General features: G+C 46.7%; 16 protein-coding genes. 7 read left to right on the top strand and 9 right to left on the bottom strand.

The features are described 5' to 3' along the window. Nucleotides 1-62 precede the first annotated feature (62 nt). The 3 genes from GJQ68_RS14465 to GJQ68_RS14475 are packed head-to-tail and all read right to left on the bottom strand — an operon-like array spanning nucleotide 63 to nucleotide 3407. Nucleotides 63-422 (bottom strand): hypothetical protein, encoded by a 360-nt coding sequence (locus GJQ68_RS14465; protein ID WP_162417970.1) that lies wholly within the window; start codon nucleotides 420-422, stop codon nucleotides 63-65. 1 nt (nucleotide 423) lies between these two features. After that, nucleotides 424-2835: a penicillin acylase family protein gene (locus GJQ68_RS14470; RefSeq protein ID WP_162417971.1), complete on the bottom strand. Its 2412-nt coding sequence runs from the start codon at nucleotides 2833-2835 to the stop codon at nucleotides 424-426. Then, nucleotides 2832-3407, bottom strand: coding sequence for a DUF2911 domain-containing protein (locus tag GJQ68_RS14475; RefSeq protein ID WP_162417972.1), 576 nt, complete (start codon nucleotides 3405-3407; stop codon nucleotides 2832-2834). The genes GJQ68_RS14470 and GJQ68_RS14475 overlap by 4 nt, the downstream gene beginning before the upstream one ends. Before the next feature lie 263 nt (nucleotides 3408-3670). Between GJQ68_RS14475 and GJQ68_RS14480 the strand changes: the two genes are divergently transcribed. Beyond that, on the top strand, nucleotides 3671-4708 hold the full coding sequence (locus tag GJQ68_RS14480) for an endonuclease/exonuclease/phosphatase family protein (RefSeq protein WP_162417973.1): 1038 nt from the start codon (nucleotides 3671-3673) through the stop codon (nucleotides 4706-4708). On the opposite strand, the gene GJQ68_RS14485 is transcribed toward GJQ68_RS14480, so the two are convergent. Further along, nucleotides 4677-6968, bottom strand: a complete 2292-nt coding sequence (locus tag GJQ68_RS14485) for an efflux RND transporter permease subunit (protein WP_162417974.1) — start codon at nucleotides 6966-6968, stop codon at nucleotides 4677-4679. The two genes, GJQ68_RS14480 and GJQ68_RS14485, sit on opposite strands and share 32 nt — an antisense overlap. Before the next feature lie 110 nt (nucleotides 6969-7078). Between GJQ68_RS14485 and GJQ68_RS14490 the strand changes: the two genes are divergently transcribed. Next, entirely contained in the window at nucleotides 7079-8926 is a 1848-nt protein-coding gene (locus GJQ68_RS14490) for a M1 family metallopeptidase (protein WP_162417975.1), read from the top strand. A 264-nt stretch (nucleotides 8927-9190) separates the two neighbouring features. Here GJQ68_RS14490 and GJQ68_RS14495 read toward each other — a convergent pair whose 3' ends face one another. After that, a complete protein-coding gene (locus GJQ68_RS14495) occupies nucleotides 9191-10468 on the bottom strand; it encodes a hypothetical protein (RefSeq protein ID WP_162417976.1) in 1278 nt (425 codons plus the stop codon). 456 nt (nucleotides 10469-10924) lie between these two features. On the opposite strand from GJQ68_RS14495, the gene GJQ68_RS14500 reads away from it, so the two are divergent. Continuing rightward, nucleotides 10925-11287 (top strand): hypothetical protein, encoded by a 363-nt coding sequence (locus tag GJQ68_RS14500; RefSeq protein WP_162417977.1) that lies wholly within the window; start codon nucleotides 10925-10927, stop codon nucleotides 11285-11287. Here the strand turns inward: GJQ68_RS14500 and GJQ68_RS14505 are convergent. Then, entirely contained in the window at nucleotides 11277-12377 is a 1101-nt protein-coding gene (locus GJQ68_RS14505; RefSeq protein WP_162417978.1) for a DUF6544 family protein, read from the bottom strand. The genes GJQ68_RS14500 and GJQ68_RS14505 overlap by 11 nt on opposite strands. 163 nt (nucleotides 12378-12540) lie before the next feature. On the opposite strand from GJQ68_RS14505, the gene GJQ68_RS14510 reads away from it, so the two are divergent. Beyond that, nucleotides 12541-14961 carry a glycoside hydrolase family 31 protein gene (locus GJQ68_RS14510; protein ID WP_162417979.1) on the top strand — a complete coding sequence of 807 codons (2421 nt, stop codon included), beginning with the start codon at nucleotides 12541-12543 and terminating at the stop codon, nucleotides 14959-14961. A 16-nt stretch (nucleotides 14962-14977) separates the two neighbouring features. On the opposite strand, the gene GJQ68_RS14515 is transcribed toward GJQ68_RS14510, so the two are convergent. Beyond that, nucleotides 14978-15781, bottom strand: coding sequence for a M48 family metallopeptidase (locus tag GJQ68_RS14515; protein ID WP_162417980.1), 804 nt, complete (start codon nucleotides 15779-15781; stop codon nucleotides 14978-14980). Between the two features lie 189 nt (nucleotides 15782-15970). Between GJQ68_RS14515 and GJQ68_RS23355 the strand changes: the two genes are divergently transcribed. Continuing rightward, the gene (locus GJQ68_RS23355; protein WP_162417981.1) at nucleotides 15971-18301 is read left to right on the top strand and encodes a CHRD domain-containing protein; all 2331 of its coding nucleotides are present in this window, start codon (nucleotides 15971-15973) and stop codon (nucleotides 18299-18301) included. 167 nt (nucleotides 18302-18468) lie between these two features. Beyond that, a complete protein-coding gene (locus GJQ68_RS14525; RefSeq protein WP_162417982.1) occupies nucleotides 18469-18948 on the top strand; it encodes a DUF4442 domain-containing protein in 480 nt (159 codons plus the stop codon). A gap of 18 nt (nucleotides 18949-18966) precedes the next feature. Here the strand turns inward: GJQ68_RS14525 and trxA are convergent, their stop codons facing one another. Together trxA and GJQ68_RS14535 are read right to left on the bottom strand one after the other, a co-directional pair. Next, nucleotides 18967-19284 carry a thioredoxin gene (gene trxA / locus GJQ68_RS14530; protein WP_162340110.1) on the bottom strand — a complete coding sequence of 106 codons (318 nt, stop codon included), beginning with the start codon at nucleotides 19282-19284 and terminating at the stop codon, nucleotides 18967-18969. Between the two features lie 64 nt (nucleotides 19285-19348). After that, nucleotides 19349-19903, bottom strand: a complete 555-nt coding sequence (locus GJQ68_RS14535; protein ID WP_162417983.1) for a DinB family protein — start codon at nucleotides 19901-19903, stop codon at nucleotides 19349-19351. A gap of 38 nt (nucleotides 19904-19941) precedes the next feature. On the opposite strand from GJQ68_RS14535, the gene GJQ68_RS14540 reads away from it, so the two are divergent. Further along, a complete protein-coding gene (locus GJQ68_RS14540; protein ID WP_162417984.1) occupies nucleotides 19942-21981 on the top strand; it encodes a M3 family metallopeptidase in 2040 nt (679 codons plus the stop codon). The last annotated feature ends 100 nt before the right edge of the window (nucleotides 21982-22081 follow it).

A 22081-nucleotide genomic window follows, 5' to 3' on the forward strand; every position in this document is an offset into this window, starting at 1 on the left:
ATGCCTTGATAAAAAAAACCGGATGCGGTATTCCGGCACCAAGGATTGCTACCTTAAAGGGTTTAATAAAATTGATTTCGCTGGAATAATTTCCAGAGTAAATTGCCGGTCAGGGCACTTGAGCCGCCGATCAAAAAACCCATCACGGCCGTAATTCCCACCAGAACCGCGCCATTTTCCATCTCCATGATCCCGGCAATCCGTTCCGGAAAATCCGAATCGGTGGCTGACCAAGTGATCAACGGAACCAGTAGCCAAACCAAGCCAACCCCAAATGCGCCTGCTATAAAGGCATTTAAGGCCGGACCTTTCCAGCCTACGGCAAGTGCCCCAATCAGGATCATGATGACCCAATAGGGAACCAGCCCGCCCAAGGCATAGGCGATCAGTGCATTCAGTAGCAATTGAACGAGTAGACGCATCTTATTCCGGTTTAAAAAGTGTTTTGAAAAGCAATTCTTCCTCCTCCTGCGCACCCTTCAGGTCCATTTTCACATAATCACCTGAAGCCCACTTGTCGATCATATTGTCGTAAAAACGGCTCCCCGGATTTCCTGACTGCCCCCCCGGGTAAATTCCGAAGGCCTGAATTTCCGGCCCCATTTCCACCACCATTCGCCAACCTGGCCCCCAGTCGTCGCTGGTGGCGTTTACGATGTTTTTACCGCCCCCTATTGGTATGTTTTTTCTTCCAAATGCCTCCAGATTGGGGATGATGTGTGCAAGGGTAGTACTCTTGTAATCGGCCCAGGTCAGGGAATCCACAGGGACTTCCAATACCTCCATCTCTTTCACCATCCTTTCAAATCCCCTACCGATCCAATATCCAGCCTGTTCTTGCTGCGTCGTTGAGGGGTCATCAAACCAGGGGCCTGAGGGTTCCTGCCGCAGCAAGCGGGAAAGCACGTATTTATTGGGGTAGACAAGGGGCTGTTGGTCCGGATTCCAGGATCTGAACAAGGCCGATTGCAAATTACGCCACCAGGAAGTAAAAATGGCCGGTGCCGAAATATCCGCCCCCGCATCAAAATCCCAGGACTGTAAGGGAGTTATCCATTTTTGGTTTACCGGGGTTTGGTAACTGCTATCCAGATTTTCCAGCATATAGGGGACTATTTCCGAAGCATGTAGGTTAAAGTTATCCAATTGAAGATCCATCATATCTGCTGTCGAAATGGCCTGCAATTCCGATAAACGCGCATGAATTCTCCGGTTTCGGAAATATTCGAATTCGTTTGCAAAGACGTAATAAGGGTAGTTTTCGGAAGCAGGATGCTGATTGGCCGACATGACGAAACCCCGATCCGGATTGAATTCCCGAACCTGATGCTCCTGCGGAATCCAGCCCTGCCACTCAAAATCAGGATCACTGCCATCCATCAGGTACTTTCCCTGTCCGGTCCATTTTACGGGAAATTTTCCCTGAACCGATAGGGCGATATTCCCCTCGATATCGGCAAAGGCAAAATTCTGTGCGGGAGCAGCATAACTGGCAATGGCTTCTAAAAATTCATCGTGATCTCTTGCTTGATTCAGCCTTAGGAAGGTCCGCTGCTCATTGGAGCCCTCATGCGCGGTCCACTTCAATGCAAAATCGGTGGGTCCCCCCTCCATTAGAAAGTTTCTGTCATAGACCACCGGCCCGTAATGCGTATACACCACCGTATCGACATAATCTTGCTGACCTTTTATTTTGATGCTTTCCAACCGGATGGTGCTCTGGATCCACTGCCCGTTGTACAGGTATTCTTTCCGGGATTCGTCTTTAAACGTAATTTTATACCAATCTTTTACATCCCTGTCGGCATTGGTCATTCCCCAGGCTATTCGTTCGTTAAATCCAATGATGACTCCCATGGCACCGGGAAGGCTCGCTCCTTTTACGGAATAATCTGGCGTGCTCAACTGAACCGCATACCAAAGGGAGGGCAGGTTCAAGGCCAAATGGGGGTCATTGGCAAGCATCGCATTTCCACTTTCCGTTTTACTACCGGACACCGCCCAATTATTCGACCCGTACCCGGGTTCTTTGTCCGGTAATACACTGGAAACCAAACCAGAATCGGGATAATTCTGTTCGGGAACAGGAACTGGTTCCGGTTGAAAGCCCCAGTTTTCCTTTGACACCACCGGAAGGGTTCCTTCCGGGTACTCCGGAAACAACTGCTGCATCCAGGTATCGCCAAAAAGATTTCTAACATTGGTAAAGGCCAGATCCCGGTCGCCGGACAAGGTCTCCGCCATGTTCATTAAAAAGATAAGGGTCTTAAACGGGCTCCAGGGTTCGGGCTGATAGTCCAGCAATTTGTATTCGATGGGAAGGTCCCCGGGGGACAAATTTCGTATGTATGCATTGACCCCTTCGGCGTAAGCCTTCATGAGGGCCAAAGTCTCCGGATCCGTTTTTTCCAGGAAGGATAATTTGTTTTCAGCACCAAAGCCCAGCCCTTTTCGACGCATTTCCCGGTCGTGATTCAACGCAATTTCCCCGACTACCTCTGATAGCCTGCCTTCGGCAGCACGTACCTGAAATTCCATTTGCCACAGCCTGTGGGCAGCGGTCACATACCCTTGAACCCGAAACAAATCAGCCTCATTTTCTGCAAAAATATGGGGGACCAGATTCGTATCGTATTTCACTTGCACAGGGGCCATTAAGCCTTCCAAATCCAGTTCCTCTATCGGATTTCGGTCTTCACTCGTCATATTTTGCCAAAATCCCCGAAAAGGATCAAATATACTGGCAAGGGGAGGCAAACCGGCCAGGTTTATCGATAGCCCTACCGCGATCAGCAAGGTGATCATTAACGAAATAAAGAACCCGATGTATTTCATTCAATCGTGATGGGCAATACCAGTTTTTCCCATTTTACTTCCAAACCATCCGCAACAACCTCAATGGAAAGCCATTCCTGGCTTTCGTCAACCCAGGTAGGAGTTACCTCAACCCGTAACACGTCTTGTTCCTCGTCATATTGGAAATGCCCGTGCTCCAGGTCCCATTCAGCGTTAAAGATGACTGTCCATGAATCATTGGCTCTGGGAATGGTAAAAAGAGAATATTTTCCTGGAGCCAATGGCTCCCCTTCTATCAGTACCTTCTCTTCCAGCGTGATATAGGTAGCCTCATTGGCTCCAGTCCGCCATACTTCTTCGTAGGGCACCAGGTCACCCCAGATTTCCCGGCCCTTGATGCCAGGTGAACCGTATTGCACCGTTATGGACTTATTCCCGATTTCTCCGGAGGTGGTTTTTAGTGGACTGGCTCGCTCTTCTTCCGAAGCGGATTCCATGGTCGCCGCCGCTTCCGAACCGGAGTCATTCGTTGAAGGTCCCGAACAGGACCAAACGAAAAATAGCAGAAATGAGCCAAATAGGTAATAAAAATTCTTTATCATCGTACGCATGGGTATGCTTGTTTAATTTTATTCTAATTTATGTATTTTTTTCTGCCCTGCCATATTCATTTACCAGAATAATGCAGCAAAATGGAAGCGATATTCGAATATCCCCTTAGAAAAGGTAGTACATTTGGGGAATCAGACCATTATCCGGTCGCAGAATGGAAGCCTTACTCGAAGTCCATTTTGGGATTGGGCGGCAAAAAAAACAAATTTGTTGTTTCTTGTATGTTTTTTTCACCAATTTGTGTTGAAATTTCAGCTATCCTATGCGTTTCATAATCGTTACTTTCTTTTTCGTTTCTGTGCTCCTTTTTTTCAGTGTTCACGTATCTCCCGAAAGCTGGGGTTATACGGGGTTGTTTTCCCTGCTGATACCCGTTTTTATTTTACTAAACCTCTTCTTAATTGTGCTACTCCTATTTGGCAGATTAAGATTAATCATTTTTCCTGTTCTCGCGCTGGTAATTGGATGGAAATTTCTTTCGGTCAGTTTCCAATGGAATACTCCCGACACGACCACAGAAGGCTTTTCCATTCTAAGTTACAACGTAATGTTATTCAACAACAATTGGGGTCCTAATCGGGAAGAACTGATTATAAACTCCGTACAATGGGCTCGGGATAATCCTTCGGATATCAAGTGTTTTCAGGAATTCTATCAGGATTTCACCACTCCCTCCAAGAATGCTCTTAAAATATTGAGTAAGGACGGAGCTTACGAACATGCTTTTTTGCCGGTAGACGGTAATCCAAAAAAACGAGCCTACGGTATCGCCATTTTTAGCAAATTCCCCATCATCAATAGCGGTAAGGTTTTTGACAACAAGAAAAACAATGGGGCCATGTTTGCGGATATTAAAATCCGGCAGGATACCATTCGCGTGTACAACACCCACCTGGAGTCCATGAATATCCGGGCTGCTGACCTGAATAATCTGGAAGGAATCAAAAGCCAGTACCGCAGCACCATAAAGAAATTAAAAGAAGGAATACAAATGAGGGCCACTCAGGCACGCATTCTTAAAGATCATATAGGAAATAGCCCCTATCCGGTCATATTGGCCGGAGATTTTAACGATCTTCCATATAGCTATACCTATTTTAGTTTTAAAGAGATGCTGAAAAATGCGTTCGAGGAAATGGGAAGAGGATTCGGTTTTACGTATAATAAGGTGCTTTTCTTCCTTCGCATAGACAATATTTTTTTCGATGCCCCCTTAGAAATCCAACAATTTCGAACCCACCGGGAAGTAGATTATTCCGACCACTACCCTATTTCGGCCGTTTTTGCTTTTCCTGAATAGCCGGCCTTGTCTTCTTTTGAATCCATTTTTGGAGGTACGTCAACAGCACCGGTAGCCAAAATAGATCTGCCACTAAAGCGAAAAACAGGGATAAGCCCACCAAGACTCCCGTAAACCAGGGAATCTCCAAATCACTGAATGCCAATACCATAAAACCGGAAGAAAGGATAACGGTGGTTAGTATGATGGCTTTTCCGGTGGTAAAAAACGTAATTCGGAGTGCTTTCTCAAACGGAAATCCCTTCGCCAGTTGCATGCGCAGGCTGCTAAGGAAGTGAATGCTGTCGTCCACGGCAATTCCAAAAGCAATCGCAAATACAATGGAAGTGGATAATTTAAAATCAACCCCCAGTAAAAACATGACCCCACCCACCCATACCAGGGGAATAATATTTGGAAGCAATGCAATAAGTGCCACTCTCCAGGACCTATATAGCAAGCCAATCACCAGAGCCACCAGCAAAAAAGCGAATCCCAATCCGGAAAAAACTTTCTGAGTGACCTGTTCGTGACTTTTATCAATCAGAAAGGAAGTGCCGGTAAGCCGTACCTGTAACAAATCTTCGTTCACTTCATCGGCTACAAAGGCCTTGAGCCTTGCGTGCTGTTGGTATCCGATATAGCTTCCGACATCCTTAGCGCGGGCGGAAATTCTGCCGGATTTTACGTTTTCCGTCCACAATTTCCATTCGTTTTCATCTATCCACCGCTCCAACATCGGAGCCATGCGTTCATAGCTGCCCTCAGACGGGAGGGTGTAGGCTTTGGGATTTCCTCTGTTCTGTGCCTTATTGATTCCCTTCACCAGGGAGAGGGGTGACAAAATAGCATCCGTGCCGTAATTATCCCCTATAAAATCCTCCAGTTTTTTGATTTCCTTCAGGACGGCGTAGTCAAATAAATCTTGTTCCGAATCCCCCACTTCCAGATAAACTTCCAGTGGCTTCGACCCGTCAAAGGTTTGATCAAAAAACCGAAAATCCTCCTTTAGCGGGTGATCTTCCGGTAAGCTATCGACGATGTAGCCATTGGTCTTCACCTGAGACATCAAATACCCGGCACCCAGGCTGACCAGTACAAAAATCAAGGAAATACGGGTTCCCCGGTTGATCACCTTCTTGTAAACCGAGCCCAATACCCGATCCCAGCGCCGGGCCCAATCCTGATTTTCAGCCGATGGCAGGGCAGGAAAGACCAGCAAAGCCCAGGGTAGCAGGGTGACCAGTGCCAGAAACATAAAAAGAACTCCCAATCCCGTGTACACCCCAAACCAACGCAAACTTCCTATATCGGTAAAATAAAGAGAAAGAAATCCCAGGGAAGTCGTCAAGGCTGTCAAAAACACCGGAAGGGTCAGCTCCTGGCACATCGCGGCTACCGCCTTCTCTTTCGGCAGGGAGTCTCTCAGGGATTGTTGATAATGATTTAAGAAATGGACCAGACCACTTAGCCCAATGACCATCAGGATCGGAGGTTGCATGACCAGCATGACATCTAGCTGCCCTCCGGTAGCCAGCAGGAAAGAACCGGCCCAGAAGACTCCCAGGACGATGATTAGGAAGGGAAGCAGCACCGCCCACCAACTGCGGTACAATAGCCATAACAATAGCAACACCCAAATCCCCGCCAACCCAAGAAAAAGCGTAAACTCCTCCTGAAGCAAGCTGACAAATTCTCCCTGAGCCCTTATTTTTCCAGCCATTTTAGATTCAGGAAGTCCTGCGTTATGCACTGCATTTTCAATCGACCTGAACAAAGAATCACCGGCTTCCTTCCCGATAAGTTGTTGGTTTTGAATCACCAACAAAAGGTAATCCTGGTCTTCGCTAATCAGGCTTCCCTGCCACTGACCGTCCTCGGAAAGTTTCTCGGATGTCTGAATCAGGGCCTCGGAGGAAGACCAATCCATCAATGGACTGAAGCTCACTCCAAAAGGACCAATCCGCGGCGCTTCCATACGAAGCAGCGAGTTCACCTCCTCTACCCCGTCAAATTCCCTGATTTTATTTTCCAGTTGCAGGGCTTTTTCAAGGAAAATGCTATCGTATATATCCGGTTGCCTGCCCAGGGCCAGAAGAAGGTAATCGTTATCATTTTCGAACGTGGACCGGTAGTTCTGATAAAATTCCAGATCCGCATCCCCTTGCTGAAAAAAGTTTTCAAAATCATAATTAAACCGAAGTCCCTCCCAGCTATAAACAAAAAATAACGTAAGTGCGATGGCACCTACCAGTCTCCAAAAAGCCTTTCTTTTAGTCATGTTTGTATTTCCTTTCCCCGGTTCAATGTTTACTCATAACAGGCAACAAGGATAAACGGTTTGGCCAGCCCCCGAATTTGATTTATTTTAGAGCAAAAATTTAGATACACATGAAAAAACATACCTTTTTTTTTATTTGGGGGCTTTTACTGGCATTTAGTGGCTATGATAGCCAGGCCCAATCATCCCGATGGCAACAATCCATCCATTACCAGATGGAAGTGGATATGGATGTTTCCACGAATCGGTACCAGGGAACCCAAACCATAGCCTATTCCAACCATTCACCGGACACCTTATACCGGGTATTTTTTCATTTGTATTACAATGCCTTTCAACCAAACAGCATGATGGACGAAAGGTCCCGAACTATATCCGACCCGGACCGGAGGGTTGGGGATAGGATAGCCCATTTAAGTCCCGAAGAAATCGGCTACATGCGGGTAAACAGCCTGCAGATGAACGGCCAATCGGTCGCTATGGAAGAGGTTGGTTCGGTGCTGGAAGTGAGCCTTCAGGAACCCATATTGCCCAACAGCACGGTCATTTTTGAATCCGAATTTGAGGCACAGGTGCCCTTACAGGTTAGGCGCTCCGGCAGAGATAACGCCGAAGGCATCCGGTATAGCATGGCCCAATGGTATCCAAAACTGGCCAATTACGACGAGCAGGGCTGGCATGCCAACCCTTATATAGGCAGGGAATTTTATGGGACCTGGGGAAATTTTGATGTAAAAATAACCATCGATAAAAACTATGTCCTGGGTGGAACCGGTTACTTGCAAAATGCCCATGAAATCGGCCATGGCTACGAAGCACCCGGAGAGCGTACCAAAAAAAGCAACGAATCCAGGCTAACCTGGCATTTTTATGCCCCACAGGTACATGATTTTATGTGGGCTGCGGACCCTGATTTTACCCATGATAAGTTGGTGATGGAAAACGGGATAACCTTGCATTTTTTGTACGAAAAAAATTCGAAGACGGAGAAAAACTGGGAGGCCTTGCAGGAATATACCCGAAAAGCGATGGTCTATTTTAGCGAGCATTACGGGCAATATCCCTATCAGCAATTTTCGGTCATTCAGGGCGGAGACGGAGGGATGGAATACCCCATGTCCACACTGATCACCGGCCAGCGTACCCTGGGTAGTTTGGTGGGGGTGACGGTTCACGAATTGGCTCACAGTTGGTTTCAGGGAGTGTTAGGTTCCAACGAGTCCTTATATCCCTGGATGGACGAAGGATTTACCACCTTTGCCAGCAACCGCTGCATGGCAGCCATCTTTTCTGAGGAACCTTCCGGATTTCCCCAGCTCGGAGCCTATGTCAGTTACGAAAAGCTGGCAAAATCAGGCCTGGAAGAACCCATGGCCACCCATGCGGACCATTACCATACGAACACGGCCTATGGGGTCGCGGCTTACTCCAAGGGAGCCCTTTTCCTGGCCCAGCTAGGATATATCATCGGAGAAGAAGTCCGGGACGAGGCCATGTTGCATTATTGGGATCAATGGAAGTTCAAACACCCAAATGCCAATGATATTACCCGGGTAATGGAGAAAGCCAGTGGGCTGGAATTGGATTGGTTTAAGGAATATTGGGTTTACACTACCAAATCCATTGATTACGCCATTTCCTCAGTGAGCGAAGAAAATGGCCAAACCAAAGTGACCCTTGAAAGAAAAGGATTGATGCCCATGCCCATTGATTTCGTGATCACCTATGAAAATGGCAGGAAAGAGACCATTTACCTGCCCCTTACCATTATGCGGGGAAACAAAGTGGAAGAGGCCGGATTTCCCGAAAGGGTCCGCACCCAGCGATGGCCCTGGACACATACCCGTACGGAAATAATCCTCGATGAACCCCTCTCGGCTATCCAAAGTTTGTCCATCGATCCATCCCTTCGGCTAGCCGACATTAACAGGGATGATAATGACTGGGTTAGGGAGTAGCTTTTAACAACAATACCTGGCCGGGATTTAATATCCGGCCAGGTACAAAAACGAATCTCTTTAACACTGTGTAAACGTGAGGTCGAGTTAAGAATGTACTCAATACCCGGCTATATCGTCACTGCGACTCTGTTTTATGGGCACTATGGAGTGACGGTCTCGTTCTACTAAAGATTCCCACGGCTTCCTTCGCACATACCCACTCTAAGAGCCTCGGAATGACGGTTTTATTCTGAAAATAGGTCGAACTCACGTTATAAAGGTCTATTCCAGTCGAATCTGATATTGGAGAACAAGGGAACTTTTTCTCATTTGCTGCACCAAATCACCCGTCCTATCTGCATCAAAAACAGGCCGATTCTGATAAGCAAGGGTCAACTTGGACCGTTGTCCATCTAGCAGTAGATTGACCCCAGTTTCCAGAAAAGTGACCGGCTCCTGTAATTTGTTATAGCCGGAATATTGGCCGGAAATAAAGGGTTGGATACGTTCGTTCCTATTGGATATAGGCCAGGTATAGCCCACTTGAAAATACCCGGTTTGCCCCGTACCAATGGCGGGCCAGGCATTACCGGTACCACTGAAGGTCCCTTGCGCGTTCAAGCCGCTACCCACGTTGTTAAACCCAATAATTCTCAGATAATTGGGGCCGAAATCATAGTAAAAATACCCCAAGTAAAAGGTCCAGGCCTTGTTACCAGGAAGGGGGATTTCCCCAAATAGATCTGCAGCCATCAACGTGATGGGAGTGGTCAGTGTGTCGGCTGCATTAGTTAGATGCCACATGGCCTTATTTTGCCGTTCCATACCCAGCCCAAGGGTCAACACCTTCTTTTGCCCATCCAGCGTTCCGGCATGAAACGGACTGATGCTTTCGTGATCAAAAAACTGGTATTTTAAATACAACGCTGTTTGGATACCCGGCTTGACATTTGCAAACCCTGAATCAAAACCTATCTGGCTATTCGCTACCGGCGCATAAGGCCTACTGAAAACGATCCGATAGTCCCATGGACCGGCCTGACCCGCCGCAAAGGCGCTCAGCTTACGCAAAATGTTGTCCGTTTGATTTACGGTCGGAATCAGAAAGGGAGACAAGTCCAGGGTCAACAGCTTACTGGTTAGTGGGGCCGCGTATCGGGAGGTACCATTCCATCCGGATTGCCCCCCTCCTACGGTCAGGTACCGGTGCAGCCGGTGATCTATGTAGAAGTCCAGCAAACGGATTTCCCCGGATCGTGCGGTGAGGTAATTGATGTTATTCTGACCAAGGGTCATGGTCAGATTTGTTTTTTCCCTGATCCGGGCGTAGGCCTGGAATCGCAACCTCCTCACCGAAATATCAAAAAAAGAGGAAGAGGGCTCTCCGTTGATTAGCGTTCCGGGATTGTTCTGATTGTAACGCATCCACACCTGGCCAGTCAGACGGAGCCCCGCATACGAACTGCTATCTTTTTGCGAATAAACCCGAAGCGGGAAATCCTGCGCCCGAGCCTGGTTCAAAACGAAAACAGCTACCGCTAAAAAAAGTAAAAATTTCATTTTCAGATAGAGGTATAGATTATTGAAAGCGACAAAAGGACTGGGTTTTGCCATCCGGAAGCAGTTATTTTCTATAAAGTAACTATATCCCCTGGATGAATTCAAAACTAAGCCGGATTAAATTGATTGAGGATTACCCATAATACCTTATTTTTAACCAATCGTTTCCGGTAAATTCTAAGTTAATGAAAAATTCAATAGGCCTGACAAGCGCATTGATCAACAGCTTATACCTATGCGGACTTTTTTTGTTTCTCGCTATTGGATTCGTACTTGCTGGAAAAGGAATTAGTAAGTATATCCGATAAAAACCTAAACCATTTGTATGAACATTTTACCGGCCCAACTCCCTTCCAACCGGTCGAATTACTATTATTTGCTTTATTTTACTGATTAAATTGGGAATTAAAAAAGGAATTGGCTACTTTGATTGCGTGAACAATAAGCCAAAATGATATGAAGCCATTTGTACTACTTACTTGTATGGTGTTTCTATTTACCATCCGGGCGCAAGCGCAGGAAGAATTGGAAACCGAGCGAAATACCAAAGACAACACCTATCATTTTCAAGAGTTTGAGGCCCTGCAGTTCGAGGCCGTGAGTCCGGATGAGGTTGCTACCACAACTTTTCTTGCAAAGGATTTGAACTACCAAAAATCACCCGTCCCGGGACCGCCGATGGGTAATTACCAGGATTTTAAAATCATTAAAATCACCCTTCCGAAGGAAATCTGCCAGAAATTAATAGATCGCAAGGATCTGAATGAAAAACCAGCCAGCCATTATTTGGTCAAAAGAGATACAAAGCCTAACGAGTAGACCCGAAATGGGTGTCAACGGATAGAATACGGATTTGCGCCCATTTCCAGGGGCCATCCGCCAATATCCAGGTTGCCTCACAGAGGGAGGGGACTTCCACTCCTTCAAATCTTTGGTATTCCCTGGCTTCTATGATCCAGGGCTTTCGGGTGGCGGATTCCTCCCCACCCATGTACCGTTCGGTGCTAAATTTCACAAATCTGCCGACCTCATCAAAGGTAAAAACGCCGGACACCGAACGGCCTTGAAAAGTCAGAATGGCCCTGGCCTCGTTTTTATCAATGCCCTCCCATCTCAGGTAGGCGCACCTGGCAGCAGCAGGAAACCAAACTATTTCACCTAAAAAACGCTGTAGCGTACCTTCATCTATTCTGGGATTATCTTTTTCATTAACCATGGAAATCAGCGACCAGAGTTTAATCGCCATTTCACCTTTTCCGCCCAGCAACTTATCCCTCCCCCTTACCTGAATCAAAGGGTAAAGCTGTAGGTCTAAAGACCAAACAAAACCGGGTTGGATCGGATTAAAGTACTGATGGGCCGTACCTTGATACCAATCTTTCTGGGTAGGATTGAGTTTTAGTTGGAAATCCTGTTTTACCTTCACCTTGCCAGGTACCGGTGCATCCCATGCTCCTGATCGTTCAAGCCATCGCTGGACGGGCTCCGGGTAGGAAGAAGCTGGTGGAGAATCTGACTTTTCGAATGTCGTTGTGGATTGGCTAAACAATGTATTTACTTCCTGCCTGACCTGCGTTTCAAAACGCACATCAGCTCCCGCCAGCAAGGATAGGCAAAATAAGACCACATTGGGTACGGTTCCAAACTTTGCCTCTCCCCAATACAGGATTATCAGCACCTGCGAGAAAATGGCCATCGCCAATCCGAGGTACCACCAGTAATGTACCTGCCAGGCATACCCAACCGTGACAGCTAATATACCGATGCCGGCAAGCAACCACAGCATGCCCGCATCCCTGGAAATTTGCAGGGGTAGTTCTTTCAATTCCATCCATTCATAGGCTTTTAAGAAACCTAAAAAATGAATGAACCCATGTAAGGCCAGCAAAATGATAACGGTTATCTTCATGTACCTAATTTACCAAATTCAGGTTACCGGAACAATATAGGAGCCACCGGAAATGGCTTCATTCTTCCATTAAATGAATCGATTTTTCCACTACAGAACAGCGAAAGGGTTTTTCAAAGCTAATTATCCTGCTTACATTGAAAGCGGATAGTAGCTAAAAAAAATGAAAAAAAACAAATCCCTACCCCAAATTCCCGGACAGATTGATTCTTTCCATTTAACCCCCACCGGTCTGCTTGGTACCACGGACAATTGTACTTTTGAAATTCAAGTTTATGCTGAAAATACCTTTAGAATAAGGGTTGGTAAGCAAAAGGAACTGGACGGCAATCCCTATTCGGTAACGGCCTCTCCAATAGAAAACAGTTATGGGTTTGATGAGGACAAGCAGCACCTGATTCTTAAAACCGCCAAAATCCATTTATTTATTCGTAAGGATAATTTATCTCTTATCTTCAAAACGAGTTCCGGTCAAATTATATCTGAGGACGATCCTGATATTGGGATCAACTGGCTGGGCACTGAGGTCAGTAGTTATAAGAAGCTACAGGAATGGGAAAAGTTTATTGGATTGGGGGAAAAAACGGGTCGGCTGAATCGCTATGGGCAAAGTTACACCCACTGGAACACGGATCACTTTGGCTACGGCGTTGATGCCGATCCCCTGTATCTTTCCATTCCCTTCTACATGGGCCTTCATCATGGACTGGCTTATGGGATATTTTTTGATAATACCCACAAAACCACCTTTAACTTCGGGGCAGGGAACAACCGGTATTCCTATTTTTCGGCAGAAGACGGGGACCTGGATTATTATTTCATCCATGACGAATCGGTTTCGAAGGTTCTTTCTGCCTACACCGGATTGACGGGTCAGACGCCGCTTCCCCCCAAATGGGCACTGGGCTATCAGCAATGCCGCTATTCCTATTACCCGGATAAGGATGTGATGCGCCTGGCGCAAACCTTTCGGGAAAAAGCTATCCCGGGGGATGTGATCTACCTGGACATTCATTACATGGAAAGGTATAAGGTATTCACTTTTGATAAAGAAACCTTTCCTGATCCTGCGGGATTGATTCGCCACTTAAAGCAATTGGGCTTTCGGGTGGTGGTCATCCTTGATCCTGGCATAAAAGCCGATGACTCCTATCCGATTTACCTGGAGGGGGAATCGAAATCCTTATTTTTAAACTACCCAAATGGAGATCATTACCAGGGACAGGTTTGGCCGGGTTGGTGCACTTTCCCTGATTTCACCCTTCCGAAAGCAAGGGCCTGGTGGGGAGAAAAGCTGCAATTTTATACCGATCTGGGAGTGGACGGGTTTTGGACCGACATGAATGAACCGGCTACCTGGGGGCAGACGGTACCCAATCTCGTGCAATTTGACTTCGAAGGTACCGGTGCCAATCACCGAAAGGCCCGAAACATGTACGGCATGCAAATGGCCAGAAGTACCCGGGAAGGTCAAATCAAGGCCCATTCCAATGCAAGACCCTTTGTGTTGACCCGTTCCGGTTTTGCGGGAATTCAGCGATATGCGGCCGTCTGGACCGGTGACAACGTGTCCAGCGATGAGCACATGATGGCTGGCATCCGACTGGTAAATAGCATGGGGATCAGCGGCGTACCCTTCGCAGGCTACGATATCGGAGGGTTTGTGGGAAATTGCTCCCCGCAGCTCTTTGCCAGGTGGATCAGTATCGCTGCATTTTGTCCGCTTTTTCGGGCACACACCATGGTCAACAGCCATGCTTCCGAACCCTGGTCATTTGGAGAAGAAGTGGAATCCATTGCAAGGAATTACATACGGCTTCGGTACAAATTGATGCCAGCCATTTATGCCGCATTTTACAAAAGCCAGGAAACCGGATTGCCGGTAGCCAAAAGCCTGGCCCTGGAGTATCCTTTTGACGATACTATTTACAATGGTGCCTATGACAGCCAATACCTTTTTTGTGAGCAGCTATTGATCGCACCGGTAGAAAGCTATAAAACCATAACCAAAATATACCTGCCCGAAGGCGACTGGTACCACCTCTTTTCAGGTAAAAAGTTGAAAGGCGGAAACGAACTTTTATGGGAATGCCCCTTGAACTACCTTCCTGTATTTGTGGCTGCCGGAAGTATTTTACCCATGCAAAGCGTCGGGCAGCATACCGCAGCGGTCTCGGATGGCAGGATCAAATGGCATGTTTTCAAGGGAAAAGGCGTACGTGAACAAATCTTGTACGAAGACGATGGGATTAGCAATGCCCACCAGAATGGAGAATGGGCCAAACGGATCATTCAAATGGACCATGACCACGGCGTACTAAAAATAGGAGCTTTAGAGGGCGATTACTCAAGTAATTATCGCCAGGCCAGGATCTACTTCCATGGATTTCCGGACCAGCTGGTTGAGATCGAAGGAAATCGGGTAAAGATGGATCGAACCAATGTCGCTTTTTTGGACGAAATAGCGGAATTTGATCCCCTGCCCGTCGGCGAACATGAATTTCAGATTTGTGCGGCTGTTCCCAGCGTAACCGTTACCCTCACAGCCGCCAGCCAAACCCTTACCTTAAAAGGAATCGAATAGTGTGAAGCTTTTTGGTTTAGGGTTGGTTTTCATTGTAATACTCCATGGCCTTATCCATTTGATCGTTTAATTGATCGATTCTTCGCTCCGGACCCGGGTGAGTGGAAAGGAATTCGGGTGGTCTGGGTCCTTCTGACTGGGCATTCATTCGTTCCCAAAACGCGGGTGCCTCCCGTGGATTGTACCCAGCGATGGCCATAAAGATCAGTCCCAGCTGATCCGCTTCCAACTCCTGATCCCGGGAAAATTTGAGCATTCCCACTTGCCCCCCATAACCAACGGCCTGTAAAAAGATCGTTTGTGTCAGAGTGGGATTTTCTCCCATGGCCGCCTGAACTCCGCCCAATAGCCCATTAGCCACCATTCCCTGTGACATGCGTTCGCGGGCATGATTGGCGATGGCATGCGCTACTTCGTGGCCCATGACCACCGCGATGCCCGTTTCGTCCTGACAAATGGGCAAGATACCGGTATAAAAAGCCACTTTTCCGCCAGGCATACACCAGGCGTTTACCTGCTCGCTTTCCAGCAAATTAAACTCCCAGGAAAATCCTTCCGTAATCTCAGACTGCCCATTGTCTTCCAGGTATTTTTCAACAGCAGCCGAAATCTTCCTTCCCACATTTACGACCTGCTTTCCTTTGGCACTATTCGTCAAAACCTTACTGTCACCCAACACCTGATCGTATTGATCGTAGGAAAGGGGCAATACTTCGGCATTACTCACAAGGCTCAACTGCCTTCGGCCGCTAAGCGGTACGGTGGCACAACTGTAAGCTATAAGACCTATAAAAAGAAGGGCAATAATTTTTTTATACATACTACTATTGGTAAAGAATCCTCTCCAAATGTTCAAAAAAGATGCCAGAAAACGATCCATAGTTAAAAAAAATAAAAGCTGCCATACTGTAAATCAACCAAAAATATTCACATACGTAAAACATATTACCATTGAATTGGTTAACAGATTAACAAGAAAACAAATTTTAACCTAGTCCCTAATCAAGTTATGAAAAAGTATTATCAATTTTTGATTCTCATGCTGGGCATTACAGGAAGTTTATTCCTGCAATCCTGTGTAGATGAACAAAGCCCTGCAGATGCGCTGGAATTATTGAGTGGCAGCAGAGGGTATCCTTTGAATGCGGTAGATGGATCCGGAATTAGCGGAAATGTGGTTTTTGAAGAAGGAGAAGGCGGATACACCAAAGTGACGATAAATCTAAGCGGAACGCCCGATGGAGGTGCTCATCCGGCACATATTCATTTTAACTCTGCCGCCGAAGGTGGGGATATTGCCATTTCCCTGGAACCGATAAACGGCACGACTGGAACCAGCGTTACGCTGGTCAATCAACTCGACGATGGAACGTATATCAACTACGAGCGCCTGATCGCTTTTGAAGGCTATGTTAATGTCCATTTAGCTTACGGGAAGTTAGAAACAGTGGTAGCCCAGGGAGATATCGGAGGCAATGCGCTGGATGGAAATTCCAAACGCTATAACCTGCTAACCAAAGATGTAGACGGTATCGACGGAAGTATATTATTTGAAAGAAGTGTTGGTGGCTTCACCGTAGCCACCATAGAATTGGACGGAACTCCTTCCGGAGGTTCGCATCCGGCTCATATACATGCCAACACGGCGGCCGAAGGCGGTGGAATCCTTATCTCCTTCAACCCGGTAGATGGAACGACCGGTACAAGTCGAACCATCATTCGAACCGATGATGCGGGAAATCCAATCAGTTATGAAGATATTCTCAGTATGGATGGCTATGTAAACGTCCACCTGAGTGCAAATGATTTAGGTACCATCGTAGCACAAGGCGATATTGGTAGCAATGAACTAACCGAGAATTTTAAGGAATATTCTTTAAATGAGTTAGCCGTGCCGGGAATTTCGGGGTCCATCATTTTCAAGGAGCGGATCAACGGCTTTACCCTGGCCACCATCCAATTGGACAACACCCCTGAAGACGGTTCTCATCCGGCCCACATCCATGCAAATTCAGCGGCCGAAGGCGGCGGGATCATTGTTTCCTTTACCCCAGTGGATGGAACCACCGGAATGAGTGAGACCACCATTCGCGCACTAGATAATGGACAACCATTGACCTATGATCAAATTCTCGATATAGACGGTTATGTTAACGTGCACTTGTCAACGAATCAACTTGGCACCATCGTAGCCCAGGGGGATATTGGTGGCAACGAGTTGACCGGAATGAGTAAAATGTACCCGCTTAATGAATTGGCTGTACCAGGAATAGACGGGTCGATTACTTTTGAGGAGCGGAAGAATGGATTTTCCCTGGCCACCATTATGGTAAATAATACTCCCGAAGATGGGGTACATCCGGCACATATACACGCCAATTCTGCTGCTGAGGGAGGGGGGATTTTGGTTTCCTTTAACCCGGTAGATGGTTCAAGCGGCATGAGCAAAACGACCGTCCGCGCACAAGATTCAGGTGAAGCCCTTACCTATGAGCAAATTCTGGAAATGGATGGCTATGTAAATGTTCATCTTTCCATGAGCGAATTGGGCGTAATCGTTGCCCAGGGAGATATCGGAGGAAATGAGCTAACGGGCGTGATGAAAATGTATCCATTGAATGAACTCGCTGTTCCCGGGATAGAGGGAACCATCACCTTTGAAGAGCGAATGAATGGGTTTTCACTCGCTACCATAGAACTAATGAATACGCCGGATGGAGGGATTCACCCGGCACACATTCATGCCAATTCCGCCGCGGAAGGTGGAGGAATTATTGTTTCCTTCAATTCGGTTGATGGTAGCACAGGTATGAGTAAAACAACCATTCGGAGTTTGGACGACGGTACCGCTTTAATGTATGAAGACTTGTTGACCATCGATGGGTACGTGAATGTACATTTGTCCATGAATCAATTAGGAGTGATTGTGGCGCAGGGAGATATTGGTGGAAACGAATTAACCGGTACAACAAGTAGCTATGATCTGGGAGAATTAGCCGTGCCCGGCATCAGTGGAACCATTACCTTTAGTGAACGACAAAATGGATTTACGCTGGCAACCATTCAACTGGAAAATACACCTGATGGAGGAATTCACCCCGCCCATATTCACGCCAATTCAGCGGCAACAGGTGGGGGTATCATCGTCTCTTTTAATTCGGTGGACGGAACGACCGGCATGAGTCAAACCACACTACGTGCGCTAGACGATGGCACGGCTCTAACTTATGAAGATCTGCAAACAATAGATGGCTATGTCAATGTCCATTTATCCTTAGATCAGCTCGGTGTCATCGTCGCACAGGGAAACATAGGAAGCAATGTATTAACAACGATTTAGGAAAAATTACCGTTTTAGGTACGGCTTAGCCGAAAAAGGGTATTTTAAATTTTAGTATGGGTTTATAAAGAAAAAACCGTAGTCATTTTGGCTGCGGTTTTTTTATATTGTAAACCTATTGAGATCGAGCTCCAAACTGGCAAGAAATTGCCATAGCCCCATTCGTTATGAATACCCGCCAACAAAAAATCCAAAAATCCCTCCTTTCTGCGCCGTCTTTTGTTTGGTACATGATGCGGAAATTACCATCGGTGATTTTTTGGGGGATACGTATTTCCCGCCTGGACCTGGAGCAATGTCAGACCCAACTTCCCTTTAATTGGAGGTCCACCAACCCCTTCCGATCCATTTATTTCTCGGCATTGGCAGGTGCCGCTGAATTGGCTAGCGGTGCCCTCTGCCTGTTACATACGAAAGGCCAGGGTTCCTACTCCATGCTGGTCACTCATTTTGAAGCAACATTTACAAAAAAAGCCAATCAGACGGTCACCATGACCTGCCTGGATGGGAACAAAATCCGGGAGACCCTTGCCGGATTAAGACAAAAGGGAGATACCGCCAACGTCACCGTAGTTGTAAACAGTCAGCTTCCTAACGGAGAAAGTCCTACCTCCTTTTCCATCACCTGGTCCTTCAAAAGGAGGTAGGACGAGATAAAAACCTGCTCAGGCAGTTTCTGCCAATTGCCGGTCGATAACCTGGATCAATTGATGGGCGGGAACTACTCCGGACTGCCGCCATACTGGTTTCCCATGTTGAAATAAGATCAGCGTTGGAACGCCTCGTACTTGAAATTTACTGGCAGCTAGCGGATTTTTGTCCACATCGATTTTGATAATTTTTGCTTTCGCCCCTACTTTGGCTGCTGTTTCCTGAAGGATGGGCTGCATCATCTGACAGGGACCGCACCAGGTGGCGTAAAAATCCACCAGGACGGGTTGATCACTATTGATGATTTCTGAGAAACTTTTTCCACTGGCCATAATTCTATCTGTTTTATTTGATAACAAAAGTACTTCTTGTACCGTTTGGAAACAGTAATAAAAATCACAAAGGAGCTTCGGGTGCAAGCAAGGGAAGGTAATGGCTTCTCAGAAGTGCTATATGGTGCTCCATGTGTCCAAAAATGATGTAAACAAGCGCAGATACCGACATGGGATGATTATCTACCCGTCCTTCCAGGTGCCATTTTTCAGGTGATATCTGCTCTATAAATTCCCATAATAATTCCCGGTGAAGCAGAAAGGCCGCCAGTAATTTTTGGGGAGATTGGTAATCAAAATCGGCAGAATGCACATAAAGATCCTGATCGAATCCAGGAAAGGAAGCCTTTTCGCCCCTACTGATGCACAAGGCCCGGAAGTGCATTATTTTCTCGGTGTCCAGCATATGGCCCAAAAGCTGATTGAAAGACCACTTTCCCGGTTGGTAACGTGCGGACGCTGCTGCAGGGGACAAATCCTTGAAAACAGTTGAAATGAAATTTTCCTGTTCTACCGAAATTTTCCTCAGGTCCATTCCCAACACCCGGGCGACATAGCCCTTATAGAACGGCTTGTAACTTCCGGCTTTAGGTTCTGGCAATCCCTTACTTGTCTCCATTATTTTGTTAATTTTGCAATTCAATATAAATATACGATATGAATCCATTACTGGAAAAATTCAATACCCCTTTTGAAACCGCTCCCTTTCAATTGATCAAAGATGAACATTTCCTTCCTGCCATAAAAGAGGCCATCCAGCAGGCCAAGGAAGAAATCTCCCAGATAAAAGAAGCTTCGAAACCAAATTTCGTTAACACCATCGTCCACCTGGAAAATTCAGGGGAAATATTATCGAGGGTTGCGTCCATTTTCTTTAACCTGAATGCAGCGGAAACCACTGATGAGATTCAAAAACTGGCCCGAGAAATATCCCCCCTGCTATCTGCCCACAGCAACGATGTCCTGTTGGACGAGGATCTTTTTGACCGTATCCAACAGGCCTATTCGCAGAAGGCGGCATTGGATTTAACCACGGAAGAAAATACCCTGCTGGAGAAAACCTATAAATCCTTTATCCGGAATGGAGCGTTATTGGATGCCAATGGCAAAAAGCGATTGCGGGAAATCGACCAGAAACTTTCCAGGCTGGGGCTGCAATTTGGAGAGAATGTACTGAAGGAAACCAATTCCTACGAATTGGTCATCAGCAAGGAAGAAGACCTGAAAGGACTACCGGAAGGAGTGGTTGAAGCCGCCTCTCAAACGGCAGAAGAAAAAGGAAAAGCCGGAAAATGGGTATTTACACTTGCCTATCCCAGCTACATTCCATTTATGACCTATGCTGCCAGCCGGGAGCTGAGAAAGGAACTGTTTATTGCGTATAATACCAAGGCTTCTAAAGGGGATGCCCTGGACAACCGGCCTATCATCAAGGAGATCGTCCAGCTAAAAGACGAGCGGGCCAAGCTTCTTCAGTATTCCAATTTTGCCGCCTTCGTCCTGGAAGAACGAATGGCCAAAGACGAGAAAAAGGTCATGGCGTTTTTGGATGAATTACTTACAAAAGCCCATCCAAAAGCCGTTGCAGAAGTAAACGAACTGGAGGCCTTTGCCAGGGAAAGGGATGGCTTGGAAAAGCTTCAAAAATGGGATGTAGGCTACTACGCTGAAAAACTAAAAATGAAGAAATTTGATGTAGATGACGAGTTGCTGAAGCCCTACTTTGAATTAAACCGTGCCATTCAGGGCGTTTTCCAGACGGCTCAGAAATTATTCGGGATTACGTTTGAGGAAAACACCAACATCCCGGTATATCATAAAGATGTGAAGGCTTATGAGGTGAAAGATGAAAAAGGAGCCCATTTGGCGGTGTTTTATGCTGATTTTTTCCCTCGGGCAGGCAAAAGAAACGGTGCCTGGATGACCATCTACCGCGGTCAAAAGCGAAAAGATAACCAAGAGCAACGACCCCATGTGTCCATCGTTTGCAATTTTACGAAACCTACCAAAACCAAACCTTCCTTACTTACCTTCAATGAGGTAACCACCCTCTTTCATGAATTTGGCCACGCCCTACATGGTATGTTGGCAGATGGCAACTTTGAATCCCTATCCGGAACGAACGTTTATTGGGATTTTGTGGAGCTTCCCTCGCAGATATTCGAAAACTGGTGCTACGAAAAAGACTGCCTGGATCTGTTTGCCAGGCATTATCAAACAGGGGAACCCATCTCCCAACAACTGATAGAGCGGATAAAAAAAGCGGCCAATTTCCATCAGGGATATCAAACCGTACGGCAAATCAGTCTTGGATTACTCGATATGGCCTATTATTCGACCGATCCTTCCCAAATCGGGGACATTGCAAGCTTTGAAAGGGAGGTCACCAAGCCGGCCGAGCTTCTGGAACCCGTCGAAGGAACCCTGATGAGTGCCTCCTTTTCGCATATTTTTCAAGGCGGATACGCGGCTGGGTATTACAGCTACAAATGGGCGGAAGTCCTCGATGCGGATGCCTTCGAACTGTTTCTCGAAAAGGGCATTTTCGATCCCGAAACGGCCCACTCCTTCCGGGATAATATCCTGGCGATGGGAGGAAAAGAGCACCCGGAAATACTTTACAAAAGATTCCGGGGAAGAGGTCCCAAAACCGATGCCTTAATCAAACGGGCAGGGTTGGAAATACAGGAAAACTAATATCCGCAAACCTGTCAGGTTTTTATTGAATTTCAACTAACAACACACGTTGAGTAGATGAACCCTGACAGTCTTTGTTAGTTGAATATAGGATTAGGTA

Source organism: Cyclobacterium roseum, assembly GCF_010119225.1.
Classification (GTDB): Bacteria; Bacteroidota; Bacteroidia; order Cytophagales; family Cyclobacteriaceae; genus Cyclobacterium; species Cyclobacterium roseum.

Excerpts from the sequence above, each read along its gene's own strand:
- GJQ68_RS14500 (WP_162417977.1), top strand. The coding sequence starts at position 10,925 with ATGAAGCCATTTGTACTACTTACTTGTATGGTGTTTCTATTTACCATC.
- GJQ68_RS14515 (WP_162417980.1), bottom strand. The coding sequence starts at position 15,781 with ATGTATAAAAAAATTATTGCCCTTCTTTTTATAGGTCTTATAGCTTAC.
- GJQ68_RS23355 (WP_162417981.1), top strand. The coding sequence starts at position 15,971 with ATGAAAAAGTATTATCAATTTTTGATTCTCATGCTGGGCATTACAGGA.
- GJQ68_RS14465 (WP_162417970.1), bottom strand. The coding sequence starts at position 422 with ATGCGTCTACTCGTTCAATTGCTACTGAATGCACTGATCGCCTATGCC.
- GJQ68_RS14525 (WP_162417982.1), top strand. The coding sequence starts at position 18,469 with ATGAATACCCGCCAACAAAAAATCCAAAAATCCCTCCTTTCTGCGCCG.
- GJQ68_RS14505 (WP_162417978.1), bottom strand. The coding sequence starts at position 12,377 with ATGAAGATAACCGTTATCATTTTGCTGGCCTTACATGGGTTCATTCAT.
- GJQ68_RS14495 (WP_162417976.1), bottom strand. The coding sequence starts at position 10,468 with ATGAAATTTTTACTTTTTTTAGCGGTAGCTGTTTTCGTTTTGAACCAG.
- GJQ68_RS14470 (WP_162417971.1), bottom strand. The coding sequence starts at position 2,835 with ATGAAATACATCGGGTTCTTTATTTCGTTAATGATCACCTTGCTGATC.
- GJQ68_RS14475 (WP_162417972.1), bottom strand. The coding sequence starts at position 3,407 with ATGCGTACGATGATAAAGAATTTTTATTACCTATTTGGCTCATTTCTG.
- GJQ68_RS14480 (WP_162417973.1), top strand. The coding sequence starts at position 3,671 with ATGCGTTTCATAATCGTTACTTTCTTTTTCGTTTCTGTGCTCCTTTTT.
- GJQ68_RS14490 (WP_162417975.1), top strand. The coding sequence starts at position 7,079 with ATGAAAAAACATACCTTTTTTTTTATTTGGGGGCTTTTACTGGCATTT.
- GJQ68_RS14540 (WP_162417984.1), top strand. The coding sequence starts at position 19,942 with ATGAATCCATTACTGGAAAAATTCAATACCCCTTTTGAAACCGCTCCC.
- trxA (WP_162340110.1), bottom strand. The coding sequence starts at position 19,284 with ATGGCCAGTGGAAAAAGTTTCTCAGAAATCATCAATAGTGATCAACCC.
- GJQ68_RS14485 (WP_162417974.1), bottom strand. The coding sequence starts at position 6,968 with ATGACTAAAAGAAAGGCTTTTTGGAGACTGGTAGGTGCCATCGCACTT.
- GJQ68_RS14535 (WP_162417983.1), bottom strand. The coding sequence starts at position 19,903 with ATGGAGACAAGTAAGGGATTGCCAGAACCTAAAGCCGGAAGTTACAAG.
- GJQ68_RS14510 (WP_162417979.1), top strand. The coding sequence starts at position 12,541 with ATGAAAAAAAACAAATCCCTACCCCAAATTCCCGGACAGATTGATTCT.